Below are 18,278 nucleotides of genomic sequence, written 5' to 3' on the forward strand. Positions count from 1 at the left end.
CGGCGGTGACGACGGCTGGCTGTCTGGGCGGCGGCGGTGGCGGCGGCTCCAACGAGCCGATTCGATACCTCTCGGACCGCGGCGACTCGAAGGACGTGATGGACGAGATTATCGCCGAGTTCGAAGAAGAGACAGACCACACGGTCGAGATGATTTACACGGCGAAGGGGACCTCCTCGGACGCCGAGATGCAGAAGATGGTCGCCGCGGGCAACCCGCCGGACCTGCTTTTCGACACCTCGACGGACGCGTATCGGCTCCAGCGAGACGGCGTCCTCGCGCCGGTCACGGGGGCTGTCCAAGATAACGACCTGCCCGACCCGGTCACCGTCGGCGGCGAGTCGTACTTCGCGGCCGCGATGGTCGAACCGCTCATGGGCTGGTACCGAAACGACGTGTACTCGGAGATGCCCGCGTCGTGGAGCGAGTGGATCGAGGCCGCCGGCGAGGTGTCGGCAAACGAGTCGATGGAGGGCTACGTCATCCAGTCGGGCCAGACGAACAACGCCGACACCCAGATGACGCAGTATCTCTGGCAGAACGACGTGGAGATTTACGGCGGCCCCTCCGACGGTATCGAGGTCAGACTCGACGACGGTGACAACCGCCAGGCGGCCGTCGAGACGTTCGAGTGGGTCCAGTCGATGGCCGAGTACTCGCCGAACGGCTCGGGGTGGGCGTGGGGCGACGCCATCGGCGCGCTCCAACAGGAGAACGCCGCGGCCATCGCCAGCGTCGGCGGCCTCCCCATCCTCACGATTCAGGCCAACCGCCCCGACCTCGTCGAGAACCTCAGTCCGATGCCCTTCCCCGTGCCGAGCGGGGCGGCACAGGACAAGTGGTGGTCGTACATGGAGGGCCACCTCGTCCGCAACGACGGCCAGAACACCGAGGGCGCGCAGGCGTTCGTGGACTTCTTCACGAGTTCGTCGCGCTTCTTCGACTTCGTGCTCTCCGCGCCGCTGTTCCAGTTCCCGCCGACGCGGGAGCAACTCGACGCCCCCGAGGTGACCGAAAACGAGGTCATCCAACAGCACCCCGACGTGATGAACCTCGTCCGCGACAACTGGGACGCCTTCACGAGCGTCCTCGCGACGGGCGACGACGGCGCGCCGAACATCGTCGCGGCCGACGCCTACAGCGAACAGCTCTTCGGACAGGCGGCTGACCAGCTTCTCGTCGGCGGGCTCACGCCCGACGAGACGGTCGACTGGCTGGCCGACCAGCTCCGCGGGTTGCAATGAGTACGGCCCTCAAATCGCGGTTGGCGGCCGCCGGGTCGGCCATCCGGGAGCGCGACGTGGACGGCACGACGCTCCTGTTGGCGGCGTGTTTCGTCCCGATGCTCGCGTTCTTCGTCGTGGTCTGGGTCATCCCCATCGTCTACGCGCTCGGGATGAGCCTGTTCGCGTCGCCCGTGCGGAACCCCGCGTTCGTCGGCCTCGGCAACTACGCCGAACTGCTGGGCAACGGCGCGTTCTGGGGCTTCCTCTGGAACAGCGTCGTCTACGCGGTGGCGACGACGGGGCTGAGCCTCGTCATCGGGCTGGGGCTCGCGCTCGTCATCAACCAGCGCATCCGCGGCGGCGACGCCCTGCGGACGCTGATGATTTTCCCGTACCTCCTGCCGACGCTCGTTGTCATCTTCATGTGGAAGTTCATCCTCGACCCCAACATCGGGATTCTGAACCAGTTCCTCGTCGACGCCGGGCTCATCGACAAGCCGATAGCGTTCTTCTCGACGCTGGAGTTCGCCATGCCGGCGGTCGTCGTCACGAGCGTCTGGAAGTTCGCCAGTTTCGCCTTCTTCATCCTGCTCGCGCGCCTGCAAGCCATCGACCCCGACCTCTACGAGCGGGCGCGGGTCGAGGGCGCGACGACGTGGCAGGCGTTCCGCGACATCACATTCCCGCACCTCCGCGGCGCGATTCTCATCATCCTCCTCGTCAGGGGCATCTGGATGTTCAACAAGTTCGACATCATCTACCTCTCGACCCGCGGCGGCCCGCTCCAGCAGACGACGACGCTCCCGATTCGCGTCTACCAACTCGCGTTCAGCGAGGTGAACTTCGGCATGGCGACGGCGCTCGCCGGCGTCATGTTCTTCCTCCTCGCCGGCGTCGCGGTGGTCTACTTCCGGGCGTTCGCGCCCGAACAGGAGGTGGCGTGAGATGGCGACGTCTTCCGATCGCGGCCTCGTCTCCCACGACACCCAGAAACGCCTCCAGCGGATCGCCGTCTACCTGACGGCGCTTCTCATCTCGGTGTTCACCGTCATCCCGGTGTACGTGATGGTGGTCATCGCCATCCAGTCGCCGGCGACGACGTTCGCCGGCGGGCGGGTGAACCTGCTTCCCACCGAGCCGTCGCTCCGGAACTTCCTCGTGCTCTTCGGGTCGACCGACACGGTCCGGTACTTCGTCAACAGCCTCGTGGTCACCCTCGGTTCGACCGTCCTCTCGACGACCATCGCGGTCGCGGCGGGCTACGGCCTGACGCGCTTCGACTTCACCGGGAAGTCGCTGGCGGCGCGGGCGGTACTGTTCTCGTACATGTTCAGCCCCATCGTCCTCGCCATCCCGCTGTACGTCGTCTTCTCGACGCTCGGCCTGCTCAACAGCCACTTCGCGCTCACCCTCGCGCTGACGGCCATCTCCGCGCCGTTCTGCATCTGGCTGATGTGGCAGTACTTCCAGACCGTTCCCATCGCGCTCGAAGAGTCCGCGTGGGTCCGCGGCGCGAGTCGCTGGCGCACCGTCAGAGACGTGGTCCTGCCGGTCGCCCGGCCCGGCTACATCTCCGCGGCCATCTTCGCGTTCGCCGTCGCGTGGAACGACTTCACCATGGCGCGCGTCGTGATGAGCCGCGACGAGATGTACACCATCACCGTCGGCGCGTCGCTGTTCTTGGACCGCGTCAGCATCGGCTGGGGCGAGACGATGGCCGTCTCGCTTCTCATCTCGATTCCGCCGTTCCTCATCGCACTGTTCCTGCAACGATACCTCCTCCAGGGCTTCAGCGTTGGAGGCCTCGAATAATGGCAACCAGCATCCACCTCGACACCGTCAGAAAGGAGTTTCGCACCCTCGGAAACACGCACGTCGCCGTCGACGACCTCAGCCTCGACATCCCCGAAGGCTCGTTTACGACCTTCGTCGGCCCCTCGGGCTGTGGGAAGACGACGACCCTGCGCATGTTGGCCGGGCTGGAGACGCCCACCTCGGGCGCCGTCTCGTTCGGCGACGAGGACGTGACCGACCTCCCGCCGCAGGAGCGCAACGTCTCGATGGTGTTCCAGTCCATCGCGCTCTACCCGCACATGTCCGTCCGCGAGAACATCGGCTACGGCCTGAAGATTCACGGCGTCCCGAAGGCCGAGCGCGACGAGCGCATCGACGAGGCCGCCGCAGTCCTCCAAATCGAAGCGCAGTTGGAGAAGATGCCCGCCGAGCTCTCCGGCGGCCAACAACAGCGCGTCGCCCTCGGCGGCGCGTTCGTGCAGGACCCCGACGTACTGCTTCTGGACGAGCCGATGTCCGACCTCGACGCGAAGCTCAAGTCCGACCTCCGCGTCGAGATTCAGCGACTCCATCAGGAACTCGACACGACCGTCGTCTACGTCACCCACGACCAGACCGAGGCGATGACGATGAGCGACCAAGTGGTCCTCCTCCGCGACGGCGAACTCGCGCAGGTCGACCCGCCGAAACGGCTGTTCGACTACCCGAACTCGGAGTACGTCGCGCAGTTCATCGGCATGCCCTCGACCAACGTCGTCGACTGCGCGGTCGAGGCCGGAGACGGCGGAACTGCGCTCGTCGGCCCCGGGTTCGAGCTTTCGCTTCCGGCCGGCGTCGACGTCCCGGCCGCCGGTCGCGTCAGGCTCGGCATCCGGCCGCAGTACCTCGACGTGGGCTCCGAGGGGGCGTGTCGGCTCTCGGTCGACGTGGAGGTCGTCGAGACCCTCGGGACCGAGTCCGTGGTCCACGGCCGCCTCGAAGACGGCACCCCCTTCGACGTGGTGAGCGACGCCGTCGACGACGCGGTCGCCGGCGACCGACTCGACGTGTCGTTCGACCTCGCCGACGCGTTCGTCTTCGGCGAGGACGGCGCGACGGTACTCTTCGGCTCCGAGCGCGCCGGCGACCGTTCGTCGTCGCCGGCGGGGACGGGGGGCGTCACTCCATGAGCGGCGACAGCGCCGAGCGCGCCAAGAGCGCCAGCGCCGAGACTGCCGCGGACGCGACCGGCTCTGCGACCGCGTCGGCGACGTCCGGGCTCCCGCTCGACGGCGTGCGCGTCCTCGAACTCGGCCACATCATCGCCGGGCCGTTCTGCTCGATGCTCCTCGCCGACCTCGGCGCGGACGTCATCAAGGTCGAACACCCGAAGGGCGGCGACCTCATCCGCGGGTCGTCGCCGGTCGGAAACAGTTCGTTCAACTACGTCAACCGGGACAAGCGGAGCCTCACGCTCGACCTCAAGTCCGACGCGGCGCTCGACGCGTTCTTCGACCTGCTCGACGAGACCGACGTGGTCGTCGAGAACTACGCGCCGGGAACCGCCGAGCGACTCGGAATCGGCTACGAGCAGTTGCGAGAGACGCATCCGGGGCTCGTCTACTGCTCCATCAAGGGGTTCAACCCCGGCCCCTACGAGTCGTACCCCGCGCTCGACCCCATCGCGGAGGCGCTGTCGGGGCTGATGAGCGTCACCGGCCACGAGGGGATGCCCCCGGTTCGGTCGGGCACGAGCATCGCCGACATGGCCGCGTCGTTCTACGGCGCGATAGCGGTCCTCGGGGCGCTCTACCGCCGCGACCGGACCGGCGAGGGGTCGAAGGTGACCGCGCCGCTGTTCGAGTCCACCGTCTCGATGATGGGCTACTGGCTCGCGTACACCGAGGCCTACGACGACGTGCCGGGGCCGATGGGCGCGTCGCACCCCAACTGGGCACCCTACGACGTGTTCGAGACGGCCGACGACGAGTGGGTGTTCATCGGTCCTTCGGGCGAGCGCCAGTGGGCGGCGCTCTGCGAGGCGCTCGGGCTCGACCTCCACGAGGACGACCGGTTCGACACGCTCCCGGACCGCCGGGAGAACCTCGACGAACTCATGGACCTGCTCCGCGCCGAGTGCGAGACGCTCCCCGCGGCCGACCTCGTCGCCGGCCTGCGGGAGGTCGGCGTCCCCGTCGCCAAGGTGAACTCGATGGACGAGGTCGCGGAGGACCCCCACCTGCGGGCGACCGACTTCTTCACCGAGGTCGAGACCGCCGAGGGAACGTCGCGGTCGGTCAGCGTCCCGCGGTTCCCCGTCGTCGCCAGCGGCTTCGACCGCCCCGACTCGACCGACCCGCCGAAGCTCGGCGAGCACACCGAGGCCATCCTCTCGTCGCTCGGCTACGACGACGCCGACATCGACGCGCTCCGGCGCGCGGGAGGTGTCTGAATGGCCGCCGCGGAGCCGGTCCTCCTCGACGTGACCTGCCGCGAGGGCGAACAGCGGCCCGGCGCGTCCTACACGACGGAGCAGAAAGTCGCGGCCGTCCGCGCCCTCGACGACCTCGGCGTCGACTACGTGCAGGTCGGCTTCCCGATTGCGGGCGCACGGACCGGCGAGGTCTGCGACGCAGTCGACGTGGAGACGAAGCTGACGGGCATCGCCCGCGCCGTCCCGAAAGACGTCGAGGCCGCGGTCGACGCCGGCGTCGACGTCATCGACGTGTTCGCGCCGACCAGCGAGCGACAGCGGACCGAACTGCTCGGGAAGGACGAGGACGAACTGCGCTCGCTCGTCGGCGAGACGGTCGACGCCGCGGCCGAGACCGGGCTGGAAGTCCACTTCACCGCGATGGACGGCTTCCGGACCGACCCCGCGTTCCTCGGCGGCCTGTTCGACTCGATAGACGCGACGTACCTCACTATCGCGGACACCGTGGGCTCGAAGACGCCGTTCGAGGTCTCGTCGTTCCTCCACGACCTCGACGCCGACCCGACCCGCCTCGGCGTCCACTTCCACGACGACCTCGGCGTCGCCACGGCCAACGCGCTCACCGCGGTCGCCCACGACGTGCAGAAGGTGGACGTGTCGGTCGCCGGCATCGGCGAGCGCGCCGGCAACGTCCCCGTCGAGGAGTTCGTCGTCGCGGCCGAGACGAGTCGCGCCGTGAACCGCCCCGCGCTCGACCCCTCGACGCTCATCCCCCGGGCGAACGACGTGTTGACGGCGCTCGGAGAGTCGGTGCCGGCGGAGAAATCGGTGCTCGGGTCGGACGTGTTCTCTCACGAGTCCGGACTCCACACGGCGGCGATGCTGGACGACCCGGCGACGTTCGAGCCGTTCGACCCGGCGGCCTTCGGCGGGTCGCGGACGCTATACTTCGGCCCGCAGAGCGGGACCGGCGCGGCCCGGCGGCTCTTGGAGCGCGTCGGCGACGACGACCCCGACGAGACGCGGGTCGCGGCGCTCGTCGAGACGTTACGGGCGCTGGACGAACCGGTTCCGACCGACGAGGCGCTGGACATCGCCCGTCGGCTCTGAGTCGGCGCTGTTTCGGCGCTCAGTCCGACGCTACGTCGGACCGGTCGACGCCCTCAGTACTCGGTCCCTTTTCTCGCGCGCTGGCCGGCGTCGATGGGGTGTTTCCCCTTTCGGACGTCGGTCACGAGGTCCGCGGCGTCGTAGATATAGGTCGGCTCCTCGTGGCTCCCGGTCAACACGAGTTCGAGATGCTCGGGCTTGCGCTCCACGAGGTCGAGCACGTCGGCCTCGTCGAGCAGTCCCATCGCCACGGCGTAGAGCATCTCGTCGATGATGAGGAGGTGAACGCCCGCTTCCGGCGGGCCGTCGAGGTCGAGCGGTGCCGAGAGGTCGGCGTCGGCCGCGGCGTCGACGACTTCGCGCGCCCGGTCGAGGCCGGCGGCGACCTGCGCCTCGTGGTCTGCGTCGTCGCTCCCGTCGGCCATGCCGGCCCAGCCGTAGTGGCCGAGGTTCTCGAAGGAGAAACCGGGCATCGCGTCGATGGCGTTGTACTCGCCGCGGACGGCCTCAACGGAGTCCGCGCCGCCCTTCAGGAACTGGAGCATGTGGACGCGGTAGCCGTGGCCGGCGGCGCGGAAACCCATGCCCATCGCGGCCGTGGTCTTGCCCTTGCCGTCGCCCCACCACACCTGCACGAGGCCGAAGTCGTCGGGCGCGGCGGGTTCGATGGCGGCCGCCTCGGGGCGGACGCCGCGGCCGGGCGTGTTCGCCCGGACCGAGTCGGGGGTGGTCTCGTCGTCTGTCTCGGGGGTTCCGTCGGGTGTGTCGGATGCGTCGGTCATCGTTGGGTTCGAAGTCGGGTGTCGCAGTCGGGTCGGTGCGGACCGAACTGGTCCGTCCCGCCCCGCGTGGGTCAGTCGTCGGTCGGTGCTTGTCGCGGCGTCGTATATAGGGGTTCGCCGCTCTCGCGCTCTTGTGCCATTGCGCCCTCGCGTCCGGCGCTCAGTCCGTCAGCCGCGAGACGAAGCGGTCGAACGCCCCGCTTTCGGGGTGGACGTGCGCGTAGGTGCCGAGGGTTCGGTACTCGGTGAGTCCCTCGCGGCCGTCGATGCCGGTCCCGCGCTCCACGTCGAAGGCGAACCGGGCGTCGGTCGCCGGGTCCGCCGACGAGTAGTGGAACTCGTGGCCGCGGAGCGTCTCGCCCGCGTCGGCGGTCAGCGTCCCGTCGGTCGCGCGGAGTTCGACGTGGTCGAGCGCTTGATAGCGCTCCCGCATCGTCACGTCGGCCGGGAGGATTCCGGCCATCTCGTGGGTGTCGCCGTCGGTCGTCGTCAGCGACTCGGCGAGCGCCATCAGGCCGCCGCACTCGCCGAACACCGGGAGGCCGTCGGCCGCGCGGTCGGCGAGCGCGGAGAGCGTCGGAGACGACGCGAGTTCCGCGGCGAACCGCTCTGGGTAGCCGCCGGGGAGGTAGACGCCGTCGCAGTCGGGGAGGTCGTCGCCGGCGACCGGCGAGACGTACGAGACTGCGCCGAGTGATTCCAGCCTGTCGAGGGTCGAGGGGTAGACGAAACAGAACGCCTCGTCGCGGGCGACGGCGACCGTCGGGCCGTCGGAATCCGTCGCTTGGGCCGCCTCGGCCCGAACGCCAACTTCGAACTCCTCGGTGTCCCAGCCGGGTTCCCGAGCCACCTCCGCGAGCGCGTCGGCGCGAATCCCGTCGGCCGCGGCGTCGAGCGCCTCGTCGGACAGCGGAGCCTCGTCGCCGAGGTGGAGGCCGAGGTGGCGCTCCGGGATTTCGAGGTCGTCGCTCGGCGGGATTCGGCCGAGATACGGCAGTTCCTCGGGGAGCGCGTCGCGGATACCCTCGGCGTGGCGGCCGCCGTGGGCGCGGGAGGCGATGACGCCGGCCACGTCGGCGTCGATGCCCATCCGGTCCGCGTAGGCCCGAAAGCCGTAGGCCGTCGCCGCGACGCTCTGCATCCCGGCTCTCGCGTCCGCGACGAGGACCACGAGGAGGTCGAGGAGGGCGGCGACGCGGGCGGTCGACGTGTCGCCGTCGTACAGGCCCATCATGCCCTCGACGACGCAGATGTCGCCCTCGCCGCGGGCGTAGGTCCGGCGCATGCCGTCGTCGCCTTCGAGCCACGGGTCGAGACTCCGCGATGGTTTCCCGACGACGGCGGCGTGATGCGAGGGGTCGATGAAGTCGGGGCCGGCCTTGGCGGGTTGGACCTCGTACCCCTCGCGTTCGAGCGCGCGGCACACCGCGAGCGTCGTGACCGTCTTCCCGACGCCGGAGGCCGTGCCGGCGACGACGACGCCTCTCATCCGACCACCGGGGTCCGCGTCGCGGACGGCGCTTCCGAGGGGTCGCTCGCGGGGCGAGACGGGGGTTCGGCAGTCATGATTGCAACTGTATTTTCAGTAGCAAAAGCTGTGTTGGGTTCAGTCGGCGTCGCCGACGCGGGCCGGCGACTCACGTTCGGTTCAGTTCCAGAGGTCGTACATGTCGTCTTCGACGCCGTCGGCGTGGTGGGTTCCGTCGTAGACGACGCCCGGGTCCGCGTCCGGGGCTGTCTCCGCCTCAGCGCCCGCGTTCGTGCCGTCGCCCGCCGCTTCGACGGTTCCGACGACCGTCGCCTCGATACCCTCGGCGTCGAGCGCGTCGAGCGCGTCGTCGGCCTCGTCGCTGGGGACCGCCGCGAGGAGCGCGCCAGAGCCGAGAATCCGCATCGGGTCGACGCCCATCGCGTCGCAGAGCGCCCGCGTCTCGGGGCGGACGGGCACGTCGTCGCCGTCGACCTCGATGCGGACGCCGGAAGCGCAGGCGAGTTCGACCAGTCCGTTGAGGACGCCGCCCTCGGTCGGGTCGTGCATCGCGGTGGCGACGGGCGCGAGCACGGCGGACTCGGGCAGGACGCTGATGTCGTCGAAGAACCCCGCGGCGCGGTCGATGGCCGCGGCGTCGACGCCGGCGGCATCGAGGTCGGCGCGGAAGTCGGTGGCGAGGACGGCGGTTCCCTCGACCCCGGCCCCCTTGGTGAGAATCACCGCGTCGCCGGGTTCCGCGCCGCTCGTCGGGACGTACCGTTCGGTCGGCCCCATGCAGGTGAGCGAGAGGAGCGGACGCGAGAGCCCGGCGACTGTCTCGGTGTGGCCGCCGATGATGCTGATTCCGAGTCTGCTGGCCTCCGCGTCGAGTTGGGCGGTGATGTCGTCGAGGAGGTCCACGTCCGGTTCGGGGAGGAGGACGGTGCTCACGAGCCACTCGGGGACGCCCCCGCAGGCGGCCACGTCGTTGCTGGCGATGGCGACGCCGAGCGTGCCGATGCGCTCGGCGGCGAGCGAGATGGGGTCGGTGCTGACGACCATCGTCCCCTCGCCGGTGGCGACGGCGGCGGCGTCCTCGCCGTAGCCGGCCCCGACGAGCAGGTCGTCGTTGGGTGCCCCCGTCCGCGAGAAGACGTAGCGGTCGAGGTCCGCAGGTGAGAGTTTGCCCATACACGTGGCTGACGGCGAGGGCGCTTTTGTGCCTTCCCGTCCGCCGGCGGATGCCGTACTGCTAAGACGCTCTGTTCGTAACCGCAATCCATGCTGATGACACCCGGCCCCACGGCCGTCCCGCCGCGGGTCCGCGACCGACTGAGCGAGCCGATGCCGAACCCCGACATCGAGCAGTCCTTCTTCGACACCTACGACGGGGTCTGCGAGAAGCTTCAGCGCGTCTACGACACCGACGACGACGTGGTCGTCATGGGCGGCGAGGGAATCCTCGGCCTCGAAGCCGCCATCGCCTCGACGGTCGCCCCCGGCGACGACGTGCTCTGCGTCTCGAACGGCCTCTACGGCGACGGTTTCGCCGACTTCGTCGAGAGCTACGGCGGCGAGCCGACGCTCGTCGGTGCCGACTACACCGACCCGCTGGACCTCGCTGGCGTCGAAGCCGCGCTCGACGACGGCGAGTTCGAGGTCGCCACGATGGTCCACTGCGAGACGCCGACGGGCACGCTCAACGACATCGCGCCGGTGCTCGAACTCTGCCACGACCACGGCGTGCTGACCGTCGTCGACGCCGTCTCCTCGCTCGGCGGGACGCCCGTTCCGAGCGAGCACATCGACATCAACCTCGGCGCGTCCCAGAAGGCGTTTAGCTCGCCGCCGGGGCTGACGACGGCCGCCGTCAGCGACCGCGCGTGGGAGGTCGTCGAGGAGCGCGACCCCGACTCCCTCTACACGAACCTCCTCCCGTGGCGCGACACGAGCGAGGGCTTCCCGTACACCCACCTCGGCGCGAACGTCGCCGCCCTCGACGAGTCGCTGTCGATGCTCCTCGAAGAAGGGCTCGACGTCGTCTACGAGCGCCACGAGGCGGCCGCCGCGCACTGCCGCGAGCGCGGGGCCGACCTCGGCCTCGACCTCTACCCCGACGCCGAGCGGAGCGCCCCGACGGTGACGGCGTTCCACCTCCCCGGCGAGGCAAAGCGCGTCCAAGCGGAACTCGAAACCGACCACGACATCGTCGTCGCCACCGGGCTCGCCGACCTCGCCGACGATATCCTGCGCGTCGGCCACATGGGCTACAACGCCGACGTGGAGAAAGTCGACCGCGTGATGGACGCGATAGAAGCGATATATCCCGTGAAATAAGAACAGCTCGAAATCATTTTTTAAACATCATCGCCCACAGTAAGAGCGATATGTAGTTCATAAGCGTTCCATATTCTGCGATTGCGACTTCTTCCCCATGTAACCACGTATTCCGATAGCCAGCAATTGTCCCGTAAACTTGATTTTCACTACAGCTATAGAAATCTGCGATTTGAGCTCTCATTTGGCGCATTTCTTCTTTGAGGTCTGGTGAACCCGCAACATTCTCAATATGGCTTAGAATCCAACCAACATTGTTCACTTGTTCACCAGCTTTAACTACCGGACCGTAGGTGTGAACTGATCTCCCTTCTTTCACAGTACCATCCTCATGGATGTATTCGTGGCAGTAGCGTTTGGCAATTCCTTCTAAAGCGGGATACGCGACGTAGCTTGCAATGACGTGGTTGGATGTTGGGAATGGGCCAGTATCACTTGATAATAATGAGAGCACAGTGTCGTACTGCTTGATGATATCTTCAGAAATTGGAAACGCGCCGAAATCATACTCATAAGCACATTCTAATGTATATCTCCAAAAGCCGTAGTGATCCGATGTAATCTGTACTTTCTGTATGTGCATCAGGTTCTTTGGCAATTGAAATATTGCTTCGTCAGAGAGATCTTTGATTCCAAGATTAGTCCCCGAAGATGTTAACATACATTCGGAGTCTAACTCAGACTCATTCAACAGAACCACAGTACCACTCTTAGCAGAGATTGCATCTTTGAGTGGCAGGCCTGTTGGACCACCTAGGTCAATTAAGTTTGACTGCGGAAACTGCTCAACGTATTTGTCATACATCTCTTCGACATTATCTATCGAGAGATCACCCTCTCCACTCATGTATGTGGACTGATAGGCTACGCTAATTAGTCTACCCCAATCAGCTATCTCCGATATTGTGTCAATATTTTTCTTTAGCCCCGACGACAGTCCCGATGAGAACGACCGTGACCGAGACGAGCGATTCGGCGGGAGGGCGACGGCGGCGGCCGGACGACGGAATCAGATACGCAATCGTCGTCGTGTTCCTGACGGGACTTCGCCGCCGCAACCCGGCCGCGATGGTGAACGCCGCGTTCGCACTCGCGGGCACGTACCTCCCCGACGCCTTCGAGCGACTGGTCGGCGTCGAGTTCCGCCCGTGGCAACGCGTCTACGTCGAGTCGGCCATGCTGACCCACTCGGTCGGGATGCTCGGTCCCTACGACGACGTGTGGTGGTGGGACCACCTGACCCACGCCCACTCCGCGACGATTCTCGGCGGGGTCGTCCACGTGCTCTCCCGTCGCCGCGGCCGCGACCCCCCGACCCGCGTGCTCGCGGTCGTCGTCTGCGCCGGCGTGCTCTGGGAACTCGCCGAGTACGCCATACACCTCGGGGCCGACGCGCTCGGTATCGACCCCGTGCTCGTCTCCTACGGCCGAACTGACACCGCGCTCGACCTCGCGTTCAACCTCGTCGGCGCGGCGCTCGTCGTCCTGTTCGGCGACCGCGCCCTGACGAATCTCGTCCCACCGACGGAGGCGGAGGAGGAAACGGGTTCGGGACCCCCCGACTCGGTCCCCCGCGGTCGATAGCGGGCGGGTCAACGGGTCGCGTCGCAAGCGGAAACTGACCCGGCACCCCCATCGTATCAATAAACTAGTAGCCAACTGCCCGAAAATTCACCATGTGATCTCATGATGATGGGGTGGTCCCGACGGAGCGTCGGGTGACGAGACAGTACGAGTGATTCAAGCCACACAGCGGACCCACGCGGCGATGGAGAACGGACAACGACCCGGCGCAGAGTGCTTCAGGGACTCGGCGCTGTCGGGCTCGGCAGTTCCTTCGCAGGGCTCGGCACGGCACGCTCTGGTGCGGGCGTATCCCCCATCAACAACCCCGTCAGTACTATCAGCCAGCTGTTTGAATCGACGAAGTATCGTACTTATTATGATTTCTTCATAGACGATGAGCGGGACGGGAACAGGTATCTGTCCCACGTCTCACGGTCGGAAAACGCATCAATCCGGTCAGCGACGACGTCCACGCCGTACAACAGCGTCACCTCACAAGGGCCGTACCTCCCAGCAAGCAAGCGCAACGACGAGTAACTTCGCTTCGAGTAGCGTCTCCCTCGCCGTAGATTCGACGCACCTGCGGCGCCGACAACGCCTGTGGGTCTGGTTTGCTGGCCTCCCGACCGAACTCTTTGTCGGCCTCTGAAAGTGGATTGTACTTCGCGTACTTCCGACCCTTCACGAACCGTACCACGCTCTTGCGACGTGCAGATATTCGGGCTCTGACCGGTCAGTCGATAGTTCCTCGTCAACTATCTCGAGAACCGCGGGACAGCGTCCGAACTCCCGCGGCTGTTGGTCTAACTCGGACAGTGGTTCGAGCAATGCATCGGCCCATGCAGTTCTCGATACGTCCGAATCCACTTCGCCAACCTCGTCCGGTGGCCACGACGGCACTTTCTGTCCGACCATCCGAGTTTGTATCGATTTAAAGTATATTTATAGAATTTGATATATCTTCGTCTTCGACATCCTACCCCCACTCCTCAGATTCCTCACTTCGAGACCGACGAGGTCGACGAAGAACTGCTTGGATGTGTTGTTTTATCAACTATCTGATTGAATTTCAGACGTTCAAAATGAAGGTCGGCCGTTTCCACAACTCACAGGTGAGCAGTCGTCTGCGCGTCCGCCGGTGGCTTGTCGTGTTCGTTCAGTACTGTAACTTTCAGCGACCACATCAATCGCGGGACGGTCGAACGCCAGCTTAGGAGGTTACTTAGGCGTGCCTTTCGGTGTCTGAGCACTGGCTGATACCCGCCAATCGAGTCCTGTCGCACCAAGCCTGCCGTCACAAATTTCGGACCACCGCCCGTACTTATGTACCACTGCGAGAGACAGTCGTGCGAACATATGCACGGCTCAACTGTAGGTCTGGACGCCCCCGACATCGAACGCGAGACTCGGTCGCAAACCGCCGAGGGGCGTCGATGACGGCTGAGCTCGTCACGTTCGGCGAGACGATGATTCGGCTGAGCCCGCCGGAGGGCGAGCGAATCGAGACCGCCCAGTCCCTCGAATTCCGGACCGCCGGTGCGGAAAGCAACGTCGCGGTCGCCGCCTCCCGTCTCGGATGCTCCGCCGCGTGGCTCTCGAAGCTTCCGGACTCGCCGCTCGGTCGGCGCGTCACCACGGAACTCCGGACACACGGCGTCGAGCCGTACGTACGCTGGGACGACGACGCTCGCCAAGGGGCGTACTACATCGAACAGGGGCGCTCGCCGCGTCCGACGAACGTCATATACGACCGCGCCGACGCGGCAGTCACGACCGCGCGGCCGGACGAACTCGCTGTCGAAGCCGTGGAAGACGCGGCAGTGTTCTACACGAGCGGCATCACGCCGGCGCTCTCCGAGACGCTTCGGGAGACGACCGGCGAGCTTCTGCAAACGGCGACCGAGGCGGGGACGACGACCGCGTTCGACCTCAACTACCGGTCGAAGCTCTGGTCGCCGTCCGACGCACGCGACGTGTGCGAATCGCTCTTCCCCGAGGTCGACGTCCTCGTCGCCGCGGAGCGAGACATCCGCACCGTTCTGAGACTCGACGGCGACGCGTCGACGCTCGCATCGGAGTTGGCCGCCGACTTCGGTTTCGAGACGGTCGTGGTCACGCGCGGGGAAGACGGCGCACTCGCACGACACGACAGAACGGTGTCCGAGCAACCGGTCTTCGAGACGGACACGGTCGACGCCATCGGGACCGGCGACGCGTTCGTTGGAGCGTTCCTGTCGCGGCTCATCGCGGGCGAATCAGTCGAGACAGCGCTCGCCTACGGCGCGGCGACCGCCGCGCTCAAACGAACGATTCACGGCGACCTCGCGGTCGTGACGCCTGACGAAGTCGAACGCGTCCTCCGCGGAGGCGACGCCGGAATCGACCGATAACTCTCTCCTTCGCCGACCGTTTCGGAGCCGCCGCGCGGCCCGCGCTGAGACGGCCATCTCCGAACTTCCGAGAGGCGGGTGTGCGTCAGTCGCGGCGCGCGCGTTCGACCGCTTCGATGAAGGAGCGCGCGTTGGTCTCGATGGTCGCAAAATCGCCGCGCGAGACGGCGTCGTTGTCTACGATTGCGCTTCCGACACCGACGGCAGTCGCTCCGGCATCGAAGAACTCGCCGACGTTGTCGAGGCTCACGCCACCCGTCGGAACCGTCGGGATGTGTCCGAGCGGCCCGCCCAGTGCGGAGACGAACCCGGGGCCGAGCGTTCCGGCCGGGAACACCTTCACCATCTCGGCACCGGCCTCGTAGGCGTCGACCGCCTCCGTCGGTGTCGCGATACCGACCATCGAAGGGGCACCGTATCTGTTACCGGTCCGGATGACTCCCTCGTCGAACGTCGGCGTGACCAAGTACTCCGCACCTGCGAGCAGCGCCGCGCGAGCGGTTTCGCCGTCGAGGACGGTTCCCGCGCCGATGGTGACCTCGTCCGCCGTGAACGACGCGGACACGTCGCGGAGCATGTCGAGGACGCCGTCCGTGTTCGCGGTGATTTCGACGGTCGAGACGCCGCCGCGCGTGAGCGCTTCGACGGTTTCGATGGCCGTGTCGGCGTCGGTTCCGCGGATGATGGCGATGAGGCCAGTCTCCCGAATGCGGCGTGCTGGGTGTTGGCTCATACTAGCTACTCTCGGACGGGCGATTTAAACGCGGTGGTCGACTCATCCCGCGATACCATCTCGACCCGTCGAGCCGACCGCTCAGTCGAGCGTGACCACACAGCCGGACTCACCCGCTTCGTAGATGGCCTCGATGAGTCGCATATCGAGGACGCCGTGTTCGCCGTCGGGACCGATTGGCGCGTCGGTCAAGATGCGGTCTGCGGCGTAGTCGAACAGCTCGGTCATCTGATTGACCTGCGGGGTGTCGAGCGTGACCGAAACGTCGCCGCGCGTCACTCGAATCTCGGTTTCCATGTGGAAGGCAGGCTCGACGAGAATTTCGCCTTTGGTTCCGACGATGCGGAGGCTAGTCGTCGCCTGGGCGTTTTGACTGGCGGTCGCCGCCAGGTACGTTCCGTCGTCGAACTCCACCATGAACGAGGCGTGCTCGTCGGGCACCTGTTCGAACGCGTCGTGAGACGATTGCATGAACGCCTGCGCGGCAACCGGGTCGGAATCGAGCAGGAACCGACAGGTGTTGAGCGGATAGATGCCGATGTCAGTGACGGTCGCCCCCGGCCCCGCCAGTTCGGGGTCGAGCCGCCATTGGTTCGGGTCGGAAATCAGTTCGAGCATCGCTTGCGAGTTCGTCCCGATTGCGTGGACCGGGTCGCCGATGACGCCGTCTCGAATCAGCTTTCGCGCGCGTCGAATCGCGGGCTCGGTGTGCATCCGGTAGCCGACGATAAGCGGAACGCCCGCCTCGTCGCACGCATCGACCATCGCCTGCCCGCGTTCACTACTCGCTTCGATCGGTTTCTCGCAGAGGACGGCCTTGCCCAACTCGGCGGCCGTCCGCGCGTACGGGAGATGAAGCGCGTTGGGCGAGCAGATGTATACCGCGTCGTAGGCGTCGGCGGCTTCGCCGGCGTGGAACTCGTCGTACGAGAGACCGTGTGTCGCCGTTTCGACGCCGGCCGCAACCCGTTTCGCTTTCTCGGAGGTACTACTGACGGTGACGGTCGTCTCGCACAGCTCGGACGCGCCGATAGCCGGAATCGCTTGGTCGACGGTCCACCACCCGAGCCCGATGACTGCGATGCGGACCGTCCCGTCGGAAACCCGTTGCCAGTTACGGCGCTCGAAATCATCGAGGAACGCTTCTAACGACATACGAGTTGCACATGGCGGACGAGTCGTATAACATCGAGGGTTCCGGGGCAGTCACCGAGGTCACAGTCCGAGAGAAAGCTTTTTCGAGGGACACCCCAACGTACGCGTAACGAATACCCATGACCAAGATTACGGAGTATGAGCTGTTCGAGGTGCCACCGCGATGGCTGTTTCTCAAGTTGGAGACGACCGACGGCGTCGTCGGCTGGGGCGAACCGGTCGTAGAGGGACGCGCTCACAGCGTCAGGGCCGCCGTCGAGGAACTGATGGACAACTACATCCTCGGAACGGACCCCGCGGCGATAGAAGACCACTGGCAAGCGATGTACCGGGGTGGCTTCTATCGCGGCGGTCCGGTGTTGATGAGCGCAATCGCGGGCATCGACCAAGCGCTGTGGGACATCAAAGGGAAACGCTTCGGAGCACCGGTCCACGAACTGCTCGGCGGTGCGACGCGGGACCGGATGCGCGTCTATCAGTGGATTGGCGGGGACCGCCCCTCCGAAGTCGCCGAACAGGCCGAACTGAAAGTCGAGGCGGGGCTGACCGCCGTGAAGATGAACGCCACGGCGGAGCTCGAACGGATTGACACGCCCGCGTCGGTCCAAGCGGCAGTCAATCGACTCGAAGAGGTCAGAGAGGCCGTTGGCCCAGAAATCGACATCGGCGTCGACTTCCACGGGCGCGTCTCGAAGCCCATGGCGAAGCGGCTGGCGAAGGCGCTCGAACCGTACGAGCCGATGTTCATCGAAGAGCCCGTCCTCCCCGAACACAACGACGTGCTCCCGGAAATCGCACAGCACACGACGATTCCGATTGCGACGGGCGAGCGAATGTACTCGCGTTGGGACTTCAAGCAGGTGTTCGAGAACGGCGCGGTCGATCTGATTCAGCCGGACCTCAGCCACGCGGGCGGCATTACCGAAGTCAAAAAAATCGCGGCGATGGCGGAGGCGTACGACGTCGCGCTCGCGCCACACTGTCCGCTCGGCCCGATTGCGCTCGCCTCGTGCCTCCAAGTTGACACCTGTTCCCCCAACGCGCTCATCCAAGAACAGAGCCTCAACATCCACTACAACCAGCGGAACGACGTGCTCGACTATCTCGAAGACAAGAGCGCGTTCGAGTACGAAGACGGCTACGTCGCGGTTCCTGACGAACCCGGGCTCGGGATACAGATGGACGAACAGTACATCAGAAAGCAGGCCGAACGCCCGGTCAACTGGCACAACCCCGTGTGGCGTCACGAAGACGGTAGCGTCGCCGAGTGGTGACCGGCCGCCGCGAATCGTTCACTAACT

General features: G+C 66.1%; 16 protein-coding genes and 3 pseudogenes. 11 read left to right on the top strand and 8 right to left on the bottom strand.

Annotated elements, in window-relative coordinates:
- The first annotated feature begins 5 nt into the window (after nt 1–5).
- The 6 genes from IEV64_RS16700 to IEV64_RS16725 are packed head-to-tail and all read left to right on the top strand — an operon-like array spanning nt 6 to nt 6,543.
- Complete coding sequence (locus IEV64_RS16700) at nt 6–1,244, top strand: ABC transporter substrate-binding protein (RefSeq protein WP_188424618.1); 1,239 nt, start codon at nt 6–8, stop codon at nt 1,242–1,244.
- A complete protein-coding gene (locus IEV64_RS16705) occupies nt 1,241–2,170 on the top strand; it encodes a carbohydrate ABC transporter permease (protein ID WP_188424571.1) in 930 nt (309 codons plus the stop codon). The genes IEV64_RS16700 and IEV64_RS16705 overlap by 4 nt, the downstream gene beginning before the upstream one ends.
- A gap of 1 nt (nt 2,171) precedes the next feature.
- A complete protein-coding gene (locus IEV64_RS16710) occupies nt 2,172–3,038 on the top strand; it encodes a carbohydrate ABC transporter permease (RefSeq protein WP_188424573.1) in 867 nt (288 codons plus the stop codon).
- Nucleotides 3,038–4,189, top strand: coding sequence for an ABC transporter ATP-binding protein (locus IEV64_RS16715; protein ID WP_188424575.1), 1,152 nt, complete (start codon nt 3,038–3,040; stop codon nt 4,187–4,189). Before IEV64_RS16710 ends, IEV64_RS16715 begins: the two co-directional genes overlap by 1 nt.
- Nucleotides 4,186–5,451: a CaiB/BaiF CoA transferase family protein gene (locus tag IEV64_RS16720; RefSeq protein WP_188424576.1), complete on the top strand. Its 1,266-nt coding sequence runs from the start codon at nt 4,186–4,188 to the stop codon at nt 5,449–5,451. The genes IEV64_RS16715 and IEV64_RS16720 overlap by 4 nt, the downstream gene beginning before the upstream one ends.
- Nucleotides 5,452–6,543 carry a LeuA family protein gene (locus IEV64_RS16725; protein ID WP_007276317.1) on the top strand — a complete coding sequence of 364 codons (1,092 nt, stop codon included), beginning with the start codon at nt 5,452–5,454 and terminating at the stop codon, nt 6,541–6,543.
- A gap of 53 nt (nt 6,544–6,596) precedes the next feature.
- Here the strand turns inward: IEV64_RS16725 and IEV64_RS16730 are convergent, their stop codons facing one another.
- The 3 genes from IEV64_RS16730 to IEV64_RS16740 form a co-directional block, all read right to left on the bottom strand.
- Complete coding sequence (locus tag IEV64_RS16730) at nt 6,597–7,325, bottom strand: cob(I)yrinic acid a,c-diamide adenosyltransferase (RefSeq protein ID WP_007276318.1); 729 nt, start codon at nt 7,323–7,325, stop codon at nt 6,597–6,599.
- Between the two features lie 160 nt (nt 7,326–7,485).
- Complete coding sequence (locus IEV64_RS16735; RefSeq protein WP_188424578.1) at nt 7,486–8,814, bottom strand: cobyrinic acid a,c-diamide synthase; 1,329 nt, start codon at nt 8,812–8,814, stop codon at nt 7,486–7,488.
- Between the two features lie 159 nt (nt 8,815–8,973).
- A complete protein-coding gene (locus tag IEV64_RS16740; protein ID WP_188424580.1) occupies nt 8,974–9,987 on the bottom strand; it encodes an AIR synthase family protein in 1,014 nt (337 codons plus the stop codon).
- A gap of 90 nt (nt 9,988–10,077) precedes the next feature.
- Between IEV64_RS16740 and IEV64_RS16745 the strand changes: the two genes are divergently transcribed.
- Nucleotides 10,078–11,133: a pyridoxal-phosphate-dependent aminotransferase family protein gene (locus IEV64_RS16745; protein WP_188424582.1), complete on the top strand. Its 1,056-nt coding sequence runs from the start codon at nt 10,078–10,080 to the stop codon at nt 11,131–11,133.
- Nucleotides 11,134–11,146: 13 nt separating this feature from the next.
- Here the strand turns inward: IEV64_RS16745 and IEV64_RS16750 are convergent, their stop codons facing one another.
- The gene (locus IEV64_RS16750; RefSeq protein WP_188424584.1) at nt 11,147–11,980 is read right to left on the bottom strand and encodes a hypothetical protein; all 834 of its coding nucleotides are present in this window, start codon (nt 11,978–11,980) and stop codon (nt 11,147–11,149) included.
- Between the two features lie 95 nt (nt 11,981–12,075).
- Between IEV64_RS16750 and IEV64_RS16755 the strand changes: the two genes are divergently transcribed.
- A complete protein-coding gene (locus IEV64_RS16755) occupies nt 12,076–12,717 on the top strand; it encodes a DUF2238 domain-containing protein (RefSeq protein ID WP_007276324.1) in 642 nt (213 codons plus the stop codon).
- A 275-nt stretch (nt 12,718–12,992) separates the two neighbouring features.
- Here IEV64_RS16755 and IEV64_RS20140 read toward each other — a convergent pair.
- Both IEV64_RS20140 and IEV64_RS19875 read right to left on the bottom strand, forming a co-directional pair.
- Nucleotides 12,993–13,202 (bottom strand): annotated as a pseudogene (locus tag IEV64_RS20140) (site-specific integrase); the annotation flags it as partial.
- A gap of 7 nt (nt 13,203–13,209) precedes the next feature.
- Nucleotides 13,210–13,740 (bottom strand): annotated as a pseudogene (locus IEV64_RS19875) (site-specific integrase); the annotation flags it as partial.
- Nucleotides 13,741–13,766: 26 nt separating this feature from the next.
- On the opposite strand from IEV64_RS19875, the pseudogene IEV64_RS16760 reads away from it, so the two are divergent.
- A pseudogene (locus IEV64_RS16760) lies at nt 13,767–13,913 on the top strand (IS6 family transposase); the annotation flags it as partial.
- A 219-nt stretch (nt 13,914–14,132) separates the two neighbouring features.
- Nucleotides 14,133–15,089 (top strand): 2-dehydro-3-deoxygalactonokinase KdgK2, encoded by a 957-nt coding sequence (gene kdgK2 / locus IEV64_RS16765; RefSeq protein ID WP_188424586.1) that lies wholly within the window; start codon nt 14,133–14,135, stop codon nt 15,087–15,089.
- 85 nt (nt 15,090–15,174) lie between these two features.
- Here kdgK2 and IEV64_RS16770 read toward each other — a convergent pair whose 3' ends face one another.
- Both IEV64_RS16770 and gfo6 read right to left on the bottom strand, forming a co-directional pair.
- Complete coding sequence (locus IEV64_RS16770; RefSeq protein WP_188424588.1) at nt 15,175–15,822, bottom strand: bifunctional 4-hydroxy-2-oxoglutarate aldolase/2-dehydro-3-deoxy-phosphogluconate aldolase; 648 nt, start codon at nt 15,820–15,822, stop codon at nt 15,175–15,177.
- Nucleotides 15,823–15,903: 81 nt separating this feature from the next.
- Entirely contained in the window at nt 15,904–16,977 is a 1,074-nt protein-coding gene (gene gfo6, locus IEV64_RS16775) for a D-xylose 1-dehydrogenase Gfo6 (RefSeq protein WP_188424590.1), read from the bottom strand.
- A gap of 119 nt (nt 16,978–17,096) precedes the next feature.
- Here gfo6 and dgoD point away from each other — a divergent pair, with 119 nt between their 5' ends.
- Nucleotides 17,097–18,251 carry a galactonate dehydratase gene (gene dgoD / locus IEV64_RS16780; protein ID WP_004967890.1) on the top strand — a complete coding sequence of 385 codons (1,155 nt, stop codon included), beginning with the start codon at nt 17,097–17,099 and terminating at the stop codon, nt 18,249–18,251.
- The last annotated feature ends 27 nt before the right edge of the window (nt 18,252–18,278 follow it).

This window comes from Haloferax sulfurifontis, from assembly GCF_014635105.1.
Lineage (GTDB): Archaea > Halobacteriota > Halobacteria > Halobacteriales > Haloferacaceae > Haloferax > Haloferax denitrificans.

Bases quoted from the DNA above. Each gene is read 5' to 3' on its own strand.
- IEV64_RS16705 (WP_188424571.1), top strand. From the start codon at position 1,241: ATGAGTACGGCCCTCAAATCGCGGTTGGCGGCCGCCGGGTCGGCCATC.
- IEV64_RS16710 (WP_188424573.1), top strand. From the start codon at position 2,172: ATGGCGACGTCTTCCGATCGCGGCCTCGTCTCCCACGACACCCAGAAA.
- IEV64_RS16715 (WP_188424575.1), top strand. From the start codon at position 3,038: ATGGCAACCAGCATCCACCTCGACACCGTCAGAAAGGAGTTTCGCACC.
- IEV64_RS16720 (WP_188424576.1), top strand. From the start codon at position 4,186: ATGAGCGGCGACAGCGCCGAGCGCGCCAAGAGCGCCAGCGCCGAGACT.
- IEV64_RS16725 (WP_007276317.1), top strand. From the start codon at position 5,452: ATGGCCGCCGCGGAGCCGGTCCTCCTCGACGTGACCTGCCGCGAGGGC.
- IEV64_RS16730 (WP_007276318.1), bottom strand. From the start codon at position 7,325: ATGACCGACGCATCCGACACACCCGACGGAACCCCCGAGACAGACGAC.
- IEV64_RS16735 (WP_188424578.1), bottom strand. From the start codon at position 8,814: ATGAGAGGCGTCGTCGTCGCCGGCACGGCCTCCGGCGTCGGGAAGACG.
- IEV64_RS16740 (WP_188424580.1), bottom strand. From the start codon at position 9,987: ATGGGCAAACTCTCACCTGCGGACCTCGACCGCTACGTCTTCTCGCGG.
- IEV64_RS16745 (WP_188424582.1), top strand. From the start codon at position 10,078: ATGCTGATGACACCCGGCCCCACGGCCGTCCCGCCGCGGGTCCGCGAC.
- IEV64_RS16750 (WP_188424584.1), bottom strand. From the start codon at position 11,980: ATGAGTGGAGAGGGTGATCTCTCGATAGATAATGTCGAAGAGATGTAT.
- IEV64_RS16755 (WP_007276324.1), top strand. From the start codon at position 12,076: ATGAGAACGACCGTGACCGAGACGAGCGATTCGGCGGGAGGGCGACGG.
- kdgK2 (WP_188424586.1), top strand. From the start codon at position 14,133: ATGACGGCTGAGCTCGTCACGTTCGGCGAGACGATGATTCGGCTGAGC.
- IEV64_RS16770 (WP_188424588.1), bottom strand. From the start codon at position 15,822: ATGAGCCAACACCCAGCACGCCGCATTCGGGAGACTGGCCTCATCGCC.
- gfo6 (WP_188424590.1), bottom strand. From the start codon at position 16,977: ATGTCGTTAGAAGCGTTCCTCGATGATTTCGAGCGCCGTAACTGGCAA.
- dgoD (WP_004967890.1), top strand. From the start codon at position 17,097: ATGACCAAGATTACGGAGTATGAGCTGTTCGAGGTGCCACCGCGATGG.